Annotated in this window: 13 protein-coding genes; 1 reads left to right on the top strand and 12 read right to left on the bottom strand. The window is 59.7% G+C overall.

Translation table 11 applies throughout. From position 1 onward, the window contains the following. Positions 1-45 precede the first annotated feature (45 nt). Positions 46-783, bottom strand: coding sequence for a S24 family peptidase (locus tag CZ203_RS09815; protein ID WP_407927734.1), 738 nt, complete (start codon positions 781-783; stop codon positions 46-48). 239 nt (positions 784-1,022) lie between these two features. Between CZ203_RS09815 and CZ203_RS15525 the strand changes: the two genes are divergently transcribed. Further along, complete coding sequence (locus CZ203_RS15525) at positions 1,023-1,220, top strand: DUF6514 family protein (RefSeq protein WP_407927728.1); 198 nt, start codon at positions 1,023-1,025, stop codon at positions 1,218-1,220. Positions 1,221-1,365: 145 nt separating this feature from the next. Here CZ203_RS15525 and CZ203_RS09810 read toward each other — a convergent pair whose 3' ends face one another. The 11 genes from CZ203_RS09810 to CZ203_RS09760 all read right to left on the bottom strand — a co-directional run bounded on the left by CZ203_RS09810 (position 1,366) and on the right by CZ203_RS09760 (position 13,438). Next, positions 1,366-1,686 (bottom strand): winged helix-turn-helix transcriptional regulator, encoded by a 321-nt coding sequence (locus tag CZ203_RS09810; protein ID WP_087066232.1) that lies wholly within the window; start codon positions 1,684-1,686, stop codon positions 1,366-1,368. A gap of 228 nt (positions 1,687-1,914) precedes the next feature. Further along, positions 1,915-3,348 carry an Asp-tRNA(Asn)/Glu-tRNA(Gln) amidotransferase subunit GatB gene (gene gatB, locus CZ203_RS09805; RefSeq protein ID WP_087065920.1) on the bottom strand — a complete coding sequence of 478 codons (1,434 nt, stop codon included), beginning with the start codon at positions 3,346-3,348 and terminating at the stop codon, positions 1,915-1,917. Between the two features lie 16 nt (positions 3,349-3,364). After that, positions 3,365-4,825: an Asp-tRNA(Asn)/Glu-tRNA(Gln) amidotransferase subunit GatA gene (gene gatA / locus CZ203_RS09800; protein WP_087065919.1), complete on the bottom strand. Its 1,461-nt coding sequence runs from the start codon at positions 4,823-4,825 to the stop codon at positions 3,365-3,367. A gap of 12 nt (positions 4,826-4,837) precedes the next feature. Continuing rightward, a complete protein-coding gene (gatC, locus tag CZ203_RS09795) occupies positions 4,838-5,125 on the bottom strand; it encodes an Asp-tRNA(Asn)/Glu-tRNA(Gln) amidotransferase subunit GatC (protein ID WP_087065918.1) in 288 nt (95 codons plus the stop codon). 32 nt (positions 5,126-5,157) lie between these two features. Next, positions 5,158-7,143 (bottom strand): NAD-dependent DNA ligase LigA, encoded by a 1,986-nt coding sequence (gene ligA / locus CZ203_RS09790; protein ID WP_087065917.1) that lies wholly within the window; start codon positions 7,141-7,143, stop codon positions 5,158-5,160. A gap of 71 nt (positions 7,144-7,214) precedes the next feature. Beyond that, positions 7,215-7,928, bottom strand: a complete 714-nt coding sequence (yunB, locus tag CZ203_RS09785; protein WP_087065916.1) for a sporulation protein YunB — start codon at positions 7,926-7,928, stop codon at positions 7,215-7,217. A 90-nt stretch (positions 7,929-8,018) separates the two neighbouring features. Beyond that, entirely contained in the window at positions 8,019-9,965 is a 1,947-nt protein-coding gene (locus CZ203_RS09780; RefSeq protein WP_087065915.1) for a bifunctional 4-hydroxy-3-methylbut-2-enyl diphosphate reductase/30S ribosomal protein S1, read from the bottom strand. Then, on the bottom strand, positions 9,962-10,564 hold the full coding sequence (locus CZ203_RS09775) for a lysophospholipid acyltransferase family protein (RefSeq protein WP_087065914.1): 603 nt from the start codon (positions 10,562-10,564) through the stop codon (positions 9,962-9,964). Before CZ203_RS09775 ends, CZ203_RS09780 begins: the two co-directional genes overlap by 4 nt. A 25-nt stretch (positions 10,565-10,589) precedes the next feature. Then, positions 10,590-11,261: a (d)CMP kinase gene (gene cmk, locus CZ203_RS09770; protein WP_407927733.1), complete on the bottom strand. Its 672-nt coding sequence runs from the start codon at positions 11,259-11,261 to the stop codon at positions 10,590-10,592. A gap of 33 nt (positions 11,262-11,294) precedes the next feature. Further along, entirely contained in the window at positions 11,295-12,521 is a 1,227-nt protein-coding gene (locus tag CZ203_RS09765; protein ID WP_087066231.1) for a BaiN/RdsA family NAD(P)/FAD-dependent oxidoreductase, read from the bottom strand. Positions 12,522-12,574: 53 nt separating this feature from the next. Further along, positions 12,575-13,438 carry a MurR/RpiR family transcriptional regulator gene (locus tag CZ203_RS09760; protein ID WP_087065912.1) on the bottom strand — a complete coding sequence of 288 codons (864 nt, stop codon included), beginning with the start codon at positions 13,436-13,438 and terminating at the stop codon, positions 12,575-12,577. Positions 13,439-13,534: the final 96 nt, after the last annotated feature.

Genomic DNA, 13,534 nt, shown 5'->3' with positions numbered 1-13,534 from the left:
CGTATCCAGTATACCATACCATGCCGCCATCCGGATACCCGGGGATTACAGCCAGTGGTAATTGCGTATTGCGCCCAGTACCCGGCCGAGCGGACGGAGCTCATCCGCCTCGTGGACGACGACCGAACGCAGGTCAACATTGACAGCCACCAGCTTTTTGATCCCCTTTTTGCAGTACATTTTCCGGACAAAGCCTTCCCGGTTCATAAGGAATACCCCCAGCTGGTTGTGCGCGACTTCGCCCGATTTTATCGCGAGGATCGTCCCCTGGGGGTAAATCGGCTCCAGCGCATCGCCCGATACCTGCACCGCCATATCCGCCTCCTCCGTACATGGGGAAAGCACGGCGGCCAGGCTACGGTACAGGAACGCGTCGGCGAAGGAACCGTGATCCCCCTGTGCCGGCGCCACGCAGCACAGCAGCACCCGTTCTTCAGCGCCCTGGCTGGCGGCGCCCAAACGGGTATAAAGCTGGTTGACCAGGATATCGACCGTGTCCTTCGCATGGTCGTCGAGCGCCCGGTAACGCTTCGCCAATTTCATCTCCCGGCCGCTGATGCAATCCAATTGTTCATGCTCGGCAAAAACGGACAGATCGCATTCGATCGGGATGGTGTTATCCAATAAATAATGCAGCGGCACACGGAACACATGCGCCAGGCGGTCCATCGTGCGCAACGCCGGGTTTTTGGTGATGCCCGTCAAGATCTTGTTCAGCGTGCCCAGTGGTATGTTTGCCATCCTCGATATTTCTTCCGCAGTCCAGTGGTCGCGCTTACGCAGATAGTCTAGCTTCTGTAAAAGCATTCCCCGTTCTCATCCTCCTTTTCCATATTTGGAAAAACTTTTTCAAATCCTCCCCCGTTTTCTCCCATCTAATTGACAATTTTATGGGAATATTATAAGATTGGCTTGTTTTTCCACGGATTGTTTCATTATACCACAGTTACATCTTCCCGCAAATTTTTATGTGTTCCAGTGGTATCGAAACCGGATGCAAACGATAAAAGTAAAAGGAGAGAATGGAAATGTTATACCGCGTTGTGGAGGACCACACAACCACCCCGACCATGTTTGGACTGGCTGCACCAGGGGGCTATTGCATGCAGCGCATATCCACGGATTCTTCCGAAATGGAACAGCTGGCGCGCACGCTCAACCGCCTCCAGTTATCGCCAATCCACTTTTACGAAATTGTTGAAGACTTCCGGAAGTCTTGAGCGCCGGCCGTTTGCCGTCGCCCAGGCCACGGGCAGCCGTTACCATATCCCCCAGCAGACCCGGTTTGTGGCGTCTAAAAAAGGCTTCGACCCTGCCCTGTCGAAGCCTTTTCCCGTCCTGCAAAGCCCTTACATACCACATCTGTCAGGCCTTTTTTGATTGGTATTCCATGCCCCAAGCGGTCATTGCGTCCAGGACAGGTTTAAGGCTGTAACCCGTTTCTGTCAGGGTATACTCCACCTTCGGCGGCACCTCCGGATAGGCCTTCCGGGTCAGCAGGCCGTCGGCCTCCATCCCGCGCAGGTTCGCTGTCAGCACCTTTTGGGAAACGGCGCCGATGGACTTTTTCAGTTCGCCAAACCGCTTGGTGCCGCCCATCAGGTCGCGCAGGATCAGCACCTTCCAGCGGTCCGAAATCAGCATCAGGGTGGTCTCTACCGGGCACGCGGGCAATTCCTTTGCCATCGCCATAACACCTCGTTCCTTCATTCCCAAATGGTGGCTACCATCTACGGCCGTGCCTGCTCAACAAGACTTCCTTATAGCGTTATAGTAATTCCAGCCGGGAGAAATGTCAAGCACAACCGGTCGGGCAAACGGAAGGGCGGCACCCCCGCTGGGCGCAAAAATGCGGCGCGGTATGCTTTGGCATACCGCGCCGCATTCCTATCCTAACACGCTGCAGTGCGTGCCTTATCCAAGCTTTACAAGCTCCTGCGCCAGCAGCTTGTTGATCATCTGCGGATTGCCCTGCCCCTTGGAAGCCTTCATGCACTGGCCAACCAGGAACCCGGTGACGTTCTTGCCCGCCTTATAGTCGTCGATTGCCTTCTGGTTGTCCGCCAGCACGTCCTGTACAATCTTCAGGATCGCGCCCTCGTCGGACACCTGCTTAAGCCCCATACGCCCGACAATGGCCTCGACCGTCTCGTCGGTCTCGAACATGGCCGGCAGCACCTTCTTGCCGGCCGCGCCGGAAATCGTGCCCTTGTCGATCAGTACGATCAGGTCGATCAGCTTGTCCGCCGTCAGCTTGGTGTCTTCCAGCTCCACAGCCTTGTCGTTGAGGTACTTGGAGATGTCGGACAGGATCCAGTTCGCAGCCGCCTTGGGCTTCACCTTGCCCGAGCGCGCGGCCGCGTCCAGCAGCTCCGCCTTGGCAAAGGAATCGGAAAGCTGGCGCGCCTCCATGGCGGTCATGCCGAACTCGTTCCGGTAGCGCTCGTAACGGGCGACCGGCAGCTCCGGGATTTCGGAACGGATCTTGTCCATCCAGGCGTCGTCGATCTCGACCGCGATCAGGTCGGGGTCCGGGAAGTAACGGTAGTCCTGCGCGTCTTCCTTGGTACGCATGACGGTGTTCTTAAGCTTAACGTCGTCCCAGCGGCGCGTCTCCTGCTGGATCGTACCGCCGTGCTCGACCACGTCAATCTGGCGCGCGACTTCAAAATCAATCGCGCGCACCGCGCCGGAAAACGTGTTGATGTTCTTCATCTCAACGCGGGTGCCCAGCTCCGTGGAACCCTCCGGGCGGATGGATACGTTAACGTCGCAGCGGATCGAGCCTTCCTCCATCTTGCAGTCGCAGATATCGAGGTAGGACAGCGTGGTCTTGATGGTTTCCAGGAACTCCTTCGCCTCAGCGGACGAATGGAGGTCGGGGCGCGTGACCATCTCGATCAGAGGCACGCCGCAGCGGTTGAAGTCGACGACCGTGCCGTCGATCTCGTCGTGCAGCAGCTTGCCCGCGTCCTCCTCAAAATGGATGCGCTCCAGGCGGCAGCACTTCTTTTCGCCGTCCACATAGAAATAGACCTCGCCGTTTTCACAGATCGGAACGTCGAACTGCGAAATTTGGTACGCCTTGGGCAGGTCGGGGTAAAAATAGTTCTTACGGTCGGACTTGCACAGGCGGTTGACCGTGCAGCCGGTCGCAAGGCCCATCTTGGCCGCATAATGTACCACCTGGCGGTTGAGGACCGGCAGGGAGCCGGGCATACCGGTACAGACCGGGCAGGTGTGCGTATTGATGCCCGCGCCGAACTTGGCGGAGCAGGAACAGAAAATCTTGCTCTCGGTGGACAGCTCTGCGTGCACCTCGAGGCCGATTACAGCTTCGTATTTCATCGTTTGCCTAACCTCCTTACAGTGCCGCAATGATGTTTTTGAGACCGGACGCCTGCTCAAAGGCAAGGCCGGCGTTCAGCAGGCGCTGCTCGCCAAAGCGCGGCCCAATGAGCTGCATGCCGATCGGCATCTTGTGCGCGTCAAAGCCACAAGGCTGCACCATCGCGGGCAGGCCGGCGATATTGACCGAAACCGTGCACACGTCGCCCGCGTACATCTCGAGCGGGTCGGTGGACTTTTCGCCGATCTTGTAGGCCGTGGTGGGCGCGACCGGCGTCAGGATCACGTCGCACTTCTGGAACGCGCCGTTAAACTCCGCCTTGATGCGGCGCTGCGCGGCGCGCGCCTTCTTATAGTAAGCGTCATAGTAACCGGAGGACAGCACATAGGTGCCCAGCATGATGCGGCGCTGTACCTCGCTGCCGAAGCCCTGGCTGCGCGACTGGACATATAACTCGGTGATGTCCTCAATGCCTTGCGCGCGGAAGCCGTACTTCACGCCGTCAAAGCGCGCCAGGTTGGAGGACGCCTCCGCGGAGGACAGGATATAGTAAATCGGCAGCGCATATTCGACGAGCGGCAGGGAGATTTCAAATACCTCCGCGCCGAGCGCCCGATAGGTTTCCGCCGCGGCCAGCACGCCCGCGCGCACTTCCTCGGAGATACCCGCGCCGAAATACTCCTTGGGCAGGCCGATCTTCAGCCCCTTGACGTCGGGGTTCAGCCCCGCATGCAGCGAGCCGAACGGCGCGGCGCACGAGGTCGAATCCATCTTGTCCTGGCCGATGATGACGTCGGAGAGCAGCGCGACGTCCTCCACGCTGCGGCCGAACGGGCCGATCTGGTCGAGCGAGGACGCGAACGCGACCAGGCCGAAACGGGAAACCGCACCGTAAGTAGGCTTGAGGCCGACCACGCCGCAGAACGACGCAGGCTGGCGGATCGAGCCGCCGGTATCGGAGCCGAGCGAAATCGGCGCCTCGCCTGCCGCGACGACCGCCGCGGAGCCGCCCGAGGAACCGCCCGGCACATGGTCAAGGCCATGGGGGTTATGCGTCGGGTGCATCGCGGAGTTCTCGCACGAGGAACCCATTGCAAATTCATCCATATTGGCCTTGCCGGTGATGACGAGGCCGTTTGCCGCCAGCTTGTCCGCAACCGTCGCGTTGTAGGGCGGCACAAAATTATACAGCATCTTGGAGGCGCAGGTCGTCAGGATGCCCTTGGTGCAGATATTGTCCTTGACCGCCACCGGTACGCCTGCGAGCGGCGGCAGCGGCTCCCCTGCGGCGCGCTGATTGTCAACCGCCTTGGCCTGCGCCAGCGCGGCATCCTTTGTGACCGTCACATAGCCCTGGACGCGCGCTTCCACCGCGTCGGTACGCGCAAGCACGTCCTGCGCGAGCTCGACAGCGCTAATTTCCTTGGATGCGAGCAGCGCGGAAAGCTCGCCCGCCGTCTTCTGATACAATTCCATCTGTTCCACCTCTTATTCTACCACACGGGGTACGGCTACGCCGCCCGCCTGAAAATCGGGCGCGTTGGGCTTGATCAGCTCTTCCGGATTGCTTTCCGGCTTCGCCACGTCCTCGCGCAGCGCGTTTTTGCGCTCCGTATCGATCTGGTCGGTAATATCGCCCAGGTCAAGCTGCTGCAGCTTGTCTACCATGCCGATAATGCCCTGCATGTCTTCCGCCAGGCGGTCAAAAATGCCGCCCGTGCTGTCGAGCCGCGCCAACACCGCAATATGCTCGATTTCTTTCCTCGAAATTGCCATTTACGAGTTCCTCCTCTATTTACAATGAAAATTTACCCATTATCTTCCGCCATGCGGCGGAATTCGTCCTCCGTCAGCACCGGGACACCGAGCTGCTCGGCCTTCGCAAGCTTGGAACCCGCCGCTTCGCCCGCAACCACATAGCTGGTCTTTTTGGAGACCGAGCCGGACGCCTTGCCACCCATGCTTTCGATGATCGCGGTCGCCTGCTGGCGCGTAAACTGCGTCAGCGTGCCGGTCAGGACGAAGGTCAGCCCGGCGAACTTGTCGCTTTTGGCGACCTTTTCCCCGGTAAAGTTGACCCCCGCGTCGCGCAGCCGCGCGATCAGCCGTTTGGACTGCGCCTGCTCCCGCCAGGCCGCGATGGATTCCGCCGTCGTCTGCCCAATATCGCGTATCTCGGTCATCTCTTCGACCGACGCTTCCAGCACCGCGTCCAGGCTGCCAAAATGGTCGGACAGGACCTTGCCGGCCTTCTGGCCGACATGACGGATGCCAAATGCAAACAGCAGCCGCGACAAATCCTGCGACTTGGAACGCGCAATGCTTTCAATCAGGTTGTTCGCCGACTTTTCCTTCTTGCGATCGAGTTTCAGCACGTCCTCGGCTGTCAGGTAATACAGGTCGGCGGCCGAGTGGATGAGATCCGCCTCGACGAGCGCCTTGAGGACGGCTTCGCCACAGCCGTCGATATCCATCGCGTCGCGCGACGCAAAGTGCATCAGGTTGCGCAGGAGCTGCGCCGGGCACGCCGCGCCCGTGCAGCGGATCGCAGCCTCCTCCTCATCGGCGTAAACCGGCGCGCCGCAGACCGGGCACACGTCCGGCCAGGTGAATGGGAGCGCGCCTTCCGGCCGCTTGTCCGTCACCACCCCGACAATTTCCGGGATGATCTCGCCCGCCTTGCGCACCCGCACGGTATCCCCGACGCGCACGTCCAGACCCGTGATAAAATCGCGGTTGTGCAGCGTCGCGCGGGAAACCGTGGTGCCGGCCAGCCGTACCGGCTCGAGCACGGCGTTCGGCGTGAGCACGCCGGTGCGGCCGACGGAAATCACGATATCGTGCAACAGCGTTTCCTTGACCTCGGGCGGGTATTTGTAGGCCGCCGCCCAGCGCGGGAATTTCGCGGTGGAGCCGAGCATCTGGCGCTGCGCGAATGCGTTTACCTTGACGACCGCCCCGTCGATATCAAAATTCAGTTCCCCGCGGGATTCGCCCATCTGTTCAATTTCGCGGCGCACCTCTTCCGGGGTGCTGTATACGGGATACCGCGGGCTGACCTGGAAGCCCAGCTTTTTCAGGTAGTCGAGCGATTCCGTATGGCTGGCGAGGGGCAGTTCGTCGCTGTTCTGGATATTAAAGCAAAAGATGGATAAGCGCCGCTGCGCGGCGACGCGGCTGTCCTTCTGCCGCAGGGAGCCTGCCGCCGCATTGCGCGGGTTGGCCAGCAGAGGCTTTTCATGCAGCTCCAGTTCGGCGTTCAGGCCGTCGAAAACCGAACGCTTCATGTAGACCTCCCCGCGGACGATCAGCCGCGGCGGCGCGCCTTCGAGCTTTTGCGGGATATCCCGGATTGTGCGCAGGTTGTGCGTCACATCCTCGCCGTCCACCCCGTCGCCGCGCGTGGCGCCGCGCACAAACACGCCGTCCTCGTACTCGAGCGCGACGGATAGGCCGTCGATCTTATATTCCACCACATATTCAGCTTTTCCTGCGGCGTTTTCGACACGCTCGAAAAATTCCTGCAATTCCTCAAAGGAAAAAACGTCCTGTAGGCTTTCCAGCGGATATGCATGGTGCACCGGCGCGAATTTTTCCGACGCGCGGCCGCCGACACGCTGCGTCGGGGAATCCGGGTCCGCATATTCCGGGTGCGCCTCCTCCAGTCCGCGCAGGCGGCGCTGCATCATGTCATATTCGTAGTCTTCAATTTCGGGCGCATCTTCGTTATAGTACTTTTCATTATGATGCCGCAGCTGCGTGCGCAGCGCGGTGATTTCCTGTAAAACGTCCATGCTTCTCTCCGTTCCAGTACGCGCATCACGTACTTTTGTATTATACCAAACATTGGCCGTTTACGGAAGGGTTATTTTGACGTTTTCGGTATTTTAGGCGCCGGTTCGGCATAATCATTGATTTTTCCGAGCAGGCTTTGTTCCGTGTCGTCAATATACGTATACTGTTCCGGGACCGTGCCCACAATCACCGTATCCGTGACGTTGAAGCGGCTTGTGACCGTCGTCGTGCAGCGCCCGAACGCCGTCATTACGTCGACGTCCGCGCGCACCTCGAGGATGATATTATGCCGCGTCTGGTTGATCCCCGCCTGTGTAAAGGCGCTGATGAATTCCGCGCTCGCAACCCCCAGCCCGGACATGCCCACGTGCATCTTCGGCCCCATGCCGCCCAAATAGTCCGGCGCAAGCACCGTGCCCGCGGGGATGTCAAGCGAAGTACGCTCCAGGCCGTTGACCGCGTCATAAAGGGTGTTGACAATTTCGGTCTTGATCCGGTTAATCGAAATCGCGTCGGTCTTGAGCGCCGTTACACGGCTGTCGTTGTCCCGTTCCAAAACGACCAGTTCTTCATATTGTGCGCGGTTCTGGTAAATTTTATCCTGCACGGCGTCATTGATTGCGCGCGTGGCGGTGAACTGCACCAAATTTGCCGCGTGGAGCAAAATGATCGGCCTGACATATACCGTAAACAGCACCGCACAGCCGAGCGCTGCCGCAAATAGGAGCAGCAGCCGCGCCCGCCAGGACGTACGCCTTGGCCTGCCCCGTCTCCTGTGCCGCATTTTCCCACCTCCCTGCCTAGTTTACACTCTATGCAAGGGGGACGTAAAAAAGGCGTACCCATTCGGGTACGCCTTTGGTTTACAAGGGGATTAGTCTTCGTCTGCATCGTCGTCCGCGCCGTTCATGGCCGCACGGATAGACAGGGAGACCTTCTTCTTCTCATCGTTGATGTCGATGATCATAGCCTCGACTTCCTGGCCAATGGTCAGGACTTCGTCCGGCTTGGCAATGCGGTGATCCGCGATCTGGGAAATGTGGATCAGACCGTCAACGCCCGGGATGATCTCGGCAAACGCGCCGAAGGGCATAAACTTCAGGATCTTCACGGTCGCAACGTCGTCAACCGCATAGTTTGCCTTGAAGATATTCCACGGATTGTCCTCTGCGCGCTTGTAGCCCAGGGAAATCTTCTTGTTTTCCTTGTCCAGGCCGATGACATAGACATTGACCTCGTCGCCAATCGCAACCACCTCGGACGGGTGCTTGATACGGCCCCAGGACAGCTCGGAAATGTGGATCATGCCATCCACGCCACCGATGTCTACGAAAGCGCCATAGGAGGTCAGGGACTTGACAACGCCCTTGAATTCCTGGCCGACCTCGATGGTCTCCCAGATCTTCTCGGCAGCGGCCTTGCGTGCTTCCTGCTGTACTGCACGGATGGAGCCGACTACGCGCTTGCGCTGGCGGTTGATCTCGGTGATGTAGAAGGACTGCTTGGTCTTCAGCAGCTGCGCCATCGGCTGATCCTTCGGGATGCCGGTCTGGCTCGCCGGGATGAATACGCGCACGCCGAACGCGGTCGCTACGACGCCGCCGCGGTTCTCTTCGATAATGGTGCCCTCGACAACGGTATGCTCTTCCTTCGCCGTCTCGATGGTCTCCCAGCCCTTGAGCTGGTCAACGCGCTTCTTGGACAGGGTGATGGTGCCTTCGCCATCGTTAACGCGGACTACAACAGCTTCGATCTCGTCGCCGGGCTTGTACTGCTCCTCGACCTTGTAGGCCGGGTCGTCAGACAGCTCGCCAAGCGGGATATACGCCGCATGCTTAACGCCCAGGTCGACCTGGACATCTGTAGCGGTGATCTGGATAACTGTACCGGTGACCTTATCTCCTGTATTTAAAGTTTTGAAGGATTCTTCCAGCATTGCTGCAAAATCCTCGCCATTTTCGATCTTGGTTTCTTCGCTCATCATGTTACTGACCTCCTTAATTATCCATGCCGGAGTGGATGCGCCTGCTGTAATGCCGATGTGCCGCTGACTAAGCTGCTCCCTGTCCGCCTGCGGTAGCTCTGCAGCGTCTTCGATATAGAGCACCTCATGGCAAAGGGACTTGCTGATTTCATACAAGCGCTTTGTGTTTGAGCTCTTTTTATCGCCAATCACAATCATAGTATCCGATTTTCCGGCAAGCAGACGAGCTTCAGCCTGACGCTCGTCCGTCGCATTACATATTGTATCAAATATTTTGCAATTTGTACACTGTTTTTTTAGAATCTCAATAGATTTCTCCCAAAGTTTCCGGTTGATGGTGGTCTGCGCCACCACGCTGACCGGCGTATCCGCGGGCAACGCGCCCGCGTCGGCCGCCTGCTGCACTTCTTCGGGCGTTTCAAACACGGTGGAACCCTCGCACCACCCCTGGATCCCGACGACCTCGGGATGGTTCCGGCTGCCGAAAATGACGATCTTCCGGCCGCCTTTGCTCTCTTCTGCAACAATGCGGTGGATTTTCGCCACAAACGGGCAGGTTGCGTCAAGCACCTTACACCCTTTGGCGCGGAGGGCGTCGTAACAGCCCGCAGGGACGCCATGCGCGCGGACGAGCACCGACGCGCCGTCCGGGATGTCGCTGATTTCCTGCGCCGTGCGCACGCCCTTTGCCGCGAGGCGGCGGATCTCATGGGTGTTGTGGATGATCTCGCCGTACGCATAAATGCCCGCGTGCCGCGCGGCCTCGTGCTCGGCCATGTCGACCGCGCGCCGCACCCCAAAGCAGAAGCCCGCGGTCTTTGCTACCTCGACGCTCATGCGCGCGTCTCCCCGTTGAGCGCATAAATACGGCGCAGGATATCTTCCGCGATGGCCGCATAGTCCTTGCTGCCCTTTTCCGGGTAAAACGGCTTGCCGATGATCACATCGACGCGGCCGAAACGCTTTTTGTTTTCCGTGATGTACACCGGCAGGATGGGTGCGCGGGTGCGCGCGGCCAGCATCGCCGCGCCTTCCTTGGTCTCGCCCTCCGCGGCGTCGCGCGTCCCCTGCGGGAAAATAATCAGCTTACGCCCATCCTTTACAGCCTGGAGCGCGGTCTTGATCGCGGTGATGTCCGCATCGCCGCGGGATACCGGGAACGCCCCAAGCCAGCCGATCAGGTGTGCAAAAAAGCCGCCCTTTTCAAACAGCTCCTTTTTGGCCATCAGCGCGATGTTCGTCCGCCAGGTGAGCGATACGGCGGCCAGCGGCGGGTCGGCATAGGAGGTATGGTTCGGGCACACGACACAGCCGCCCTCCGGGATATTTTCATGGCCGGTAACATGCAGGCGGTAATACAGGTGATACACGGCGCTTACAATCGGCACGGCAATTTTTTGCAGCCAGCGATGGAATTTCGGCATGGTCTTCGGCATGGTCTATTGTCCTTTCTATTTGCGATTACGGCCTTTTGCCGTCGATGACGCGGCGCACCGCCGCAATGCTCTGTGCAAGGTCCAGCCCGCTCGTATCGACGAGGACGGCGTCCTCCGCCTGGCGGAGCGGCGCGGCGGCACGCCCCGCGTCCTGTTCGTCGCGCGCGGCCATCTGCCGCAGCACCTCCGCGGGCGTGACGTCCTGCCCTTTCTCCCGCAGTTCGAGGTACCGGCGCTGCGCGCGCTTTTCCGCGCTGGCCGTCAAAAAAATCTTCACTTCCGCATCGGGCAGGATCACGGTGCCGATATCCCGGCCGTCCATGATCACGCTGTCCTTTTTCGCCATATCGCGCTGTAAATCCAGCAGATAGGCGCGCACGTGCGGAATGGCGGACACCTGCGACGCATAGCGCGAAATCTCCGGCGTGCGGATCGCCTCCGACACATCCTCGCCGTTCAGCAGGACGTGCTGCGCGCCGCCCACATACCGCAGTTCAAGCTCCAGCCCGGGCAGCAGCGCGGTAACGCCGTCCGCATCGTCCCCCGCAACCCCCGCGCGGCAGGCCGCAAGGCCGATCGTGCGGTAGAGCGCGCCCGTATCCACATATATAAAGCCCAGCTCAGCCGCAACCGCACGCGCAATCGTGCTTTTCCCTGCGCCCGAGGGGCCGTCAATTGCCACCGCAATCCGTCCCATCATCCAAACTCCCCTTTTTTAATATCGTAATCGTCAGCCCTGCGCGGCGGATACCCCTGCGAGATATCCGGTCGACCAGGCGATCTGCAAGTTAAAGCCGCCCGTATAGGCGTCCACGTCCAGCACTTCGCCCGCGAAAAACAGCCCGTCCACCTTTTTGGACGCCATGGTCTTGGGCGAGATTTCCCGGACGCTGACGCCGCCCGAGGTGATGATGGCCTCGGAAATCGGCCGCGCGCCCGAAATGCCGACCTGGAACGCCTTGAGCGTGTCTAGCAGGCGCCGGCGCTGCTCCTTCGTGATGCTGTTGACCTTGGCGTGCGGGTCGATCCCGGACGCCTGCACCACCACCGGTATCATTTTACGCGGCAGCAGTTCGCCGAGCGCGTTAATGAAATCGCTGTTCTTATGCTTTTCAAAATCGGACAGCAGGCGCTTGTCCAGCGTCTTGCGGTCAAGCGCAGGCTTGAGGTCGATCTCCAGGCGGTACGCCTTGCTGCCGAAATGCCGCATGTGCGCGGAAGCTGACAGGATCAGCGGCCCCGACACCCCGAAATGGGTAAACAGCATTTCCCCGAAGTCCTCATAGACCTTTTTATTGTCCTCAAAAACCGTAACGGACACATTTTTAAGGGATAGCCCCATCATCTCCCGGCAAAGCGCGCCCGCTTCGACCAGCGGCACCAGGGAGGGGCGCGCCGGGCTTACCGTGTGCCCCAGCGCCTTTGCAAAACGGTAACCGTCCCCGGTGGAGCCGGTCGCCGGATAGGAGGCGCCGCCCGTCGCAACGATCACGCGGTCCGCCCCGTAAAAGCTGCGCGCGGTGCGCACGCCGCTGACCCTTGCATCCTGCGTGGCAATTTCACAAACCTCTTCCTGTACCAGCTTCACGCCCTCGCGGCGCACGAAGCGGTAAAGCGCGTCGATAATGTCCGCCGCCTTGTCCGATACCGGGAATACGCGGTTGCCGCGCTCGGTCTTGAGCGGCACGCCCTCCTGTTCAAAAAAAGCCTTGACGTCCGCCGGGCTGAACGCGTCCAGCGCGCTGTACAGGAAACGCGGGTTGCACGGCACGTTTGCGAGCACCGTCTGTGCGTCGCAGTCGTTGCAGACATTGCACCTGCCCTTTCCCGTGATAAAAAGCTTGCGCCCGACCTTTTGGTTTTTTTCAAACAGCAGCACGCGCGCGCCCCCGCGCGCCGCCATGCCGGCCGCCATCAGCCCGGCCGCGCCGCCGCCGACAACTGCAATCGTAAGCATTGCCAATGTAGTGTTCTCCCCTATCCGGTGCAGACGGCTGGCCCGTCCTATTTTTATTCGTCTTCCAGCTTTTCGTATACCTGGTACTCGTCCCAAATGCTTTCAAGCTTATTGAACGTCCCCTCGATCTCCATCTGTTTGCCCATGCCGACCGCAACGATCAGCGCGTTGATGACCGACAGCGGCGCGACCAGGGAGTCGACAAAGGAGGCCATGTCGCTTTTGGCGATCAGGGTATGGTCTGCGAAGCGCGTGAGAGGCGACAGGCGGGAATCCGTCAGCGCCACGACCCTTGCGCCGCAGTCCTTCGCATATTTCATGGCGCTCAGCGTGCGCTTGGAATAGCGCGGGAAGCTGATGCCGATCAGCACGTCGTCCCCGCTGATGCGCAGGATCTGCTCGAACGTCTCGCTGACGCCGGCGGTATCGACCAGGCGCACCTGGTCGAACAGCAGGTTAAAATAAAAGCCGAGAAAACCCGCCAGCGCGGACGAGGAACGCACGCCGAGGATATAGATGCGCCGCGCCTTCAGGATGGCCTCGACCGCGCCGTGGAACGCGTCGCGGTCGAGTTCGTCGAGCGTCATGCGGATTTTCTCCACATCCGCGTTCAGCACGGTCTGCAGCACGTCGCGGTTGCCCATGCGGTCGTTCGTGACCTCCATGCGCTGCACCGCCGTCAGCTTGTTGCGGATCATTTCCTGCAGCGCCTTTTGCAGGTGCGGATACCCGTCGTACCCCAGCTCTGTGGCAAACCGGACGACCGTGGATTCGCTCACGCCCACCGTCACGCCCAGGCGGCTGGCCGTCATAAAGGCGGCCTTATCATAGTGCTCGATGATATAGCGCGCAATCAGGCGCTGCCCCTTGGAAAAATCGCTCAGGTTATTCTGAATTTTGGCCATCAAATCATTCATGGCGGCGCTCCTCTTTCCCCCAGAAAATTTCTTCTCTTATTTTATGCGGAATCGCGGCAAAATGCAAGGTATTTTACATGAACTTTCATTTTTGCC

Source organism: Intestinibacillus massiliensis, assembly GCF_900155735.1.
Classification (GTDB): domain Bacteria; phylum Bacillota; class Clostridia; order Oscillospirales; family Butyricicoccaceae; genus Intestinibacillus; species Intestinibacillus massiliensis.
The sequence above is the reverse complement of the archived record's forward strand: the minus strand, read 5'-3'. Positions and strand labels throughout refer to the sequence as shown.

Coding starts and splice junctions, on each gene's coding strand:
- CZ203_RS15525 (WP_407927728.1), top strand. CDS start 1,023: ATGGAAATGTTATACCGCGTTGTGGAGGACCACACAACCACCCCGACC.
- CZ203_RS09810 (WP_087066232.1), bottom strand. CDS start 1,686: ATGGCAAAGGAATTGCCCGCGTGCCCGGTAGAGACCACCCTGATGCTG.
- gatB (WP_087065920.1), bottom strand. CDS start 3,348: ATGAAATACGAAGCTGTAATCGGCCTCGAGGTGCACGCAGAGCTGTCC.
- gatA (WP_087065919.1), bottom strand. CDS start 4,825: ATGGAATTGTATCAGAAGACGGCGGGCGAGCTTTCCGCGCTGCTCGCA.
- gatC (WP_087065918.1), bottom strand. CDS start 5,125: ATGGCAATTTCGAGGAAAGAAATCGAGCATATTGCGGTGTTGGCGCGG.
- ligA (WP_087065917.1), bottom strand. CDS start 7,143: ATGGACGTTTTACAGGAAATCACCGCGCTGCGCACGCAGCTGCGGCAT.
- yunB (WP_087065916.1), bottom strand. CDS start 7,928: ATGCGGCACAGGAGACGGGGCAGGCCAAGGCGTACGTCCTGGCGGGCG.
- CZ203_RS09780 (WP_087065915.1), bottom strand. CDS start 9,965: ATGAGCGTCGAGGTAGCAAAGACCGCGGGCTTCTGCTTTGGGGTGCGG.
- CZ203_RS09775 (WP_087065914.1), bottom strand. CDS start 10,564: ATGCCGAAGACCATGCCGAAATTCCATCGCTGGCTGCAAAAAATTGCC.
- cmk (WP_407927733.1), bottom strand. CDS start 11,261: ATGGGACGGATTGCGGTGGCAATTGACGGCCCCTCGGGCGCAGGGAAA.
- CZ203_RS09765 (WP_087066231.1), bottom strand. CDS start 12,521: ATGCTTACGATTGCAGTTGTCGGCGGCGGCGCGGCCGGGCTGATGGCG.
- CZ203_RS09760 (WP_087065912.1), bottom strand. CDS start 13,438: ATGAATGATTTGATGGCCAAAATTCAGAATAACCTGAGCGATTTTTCC.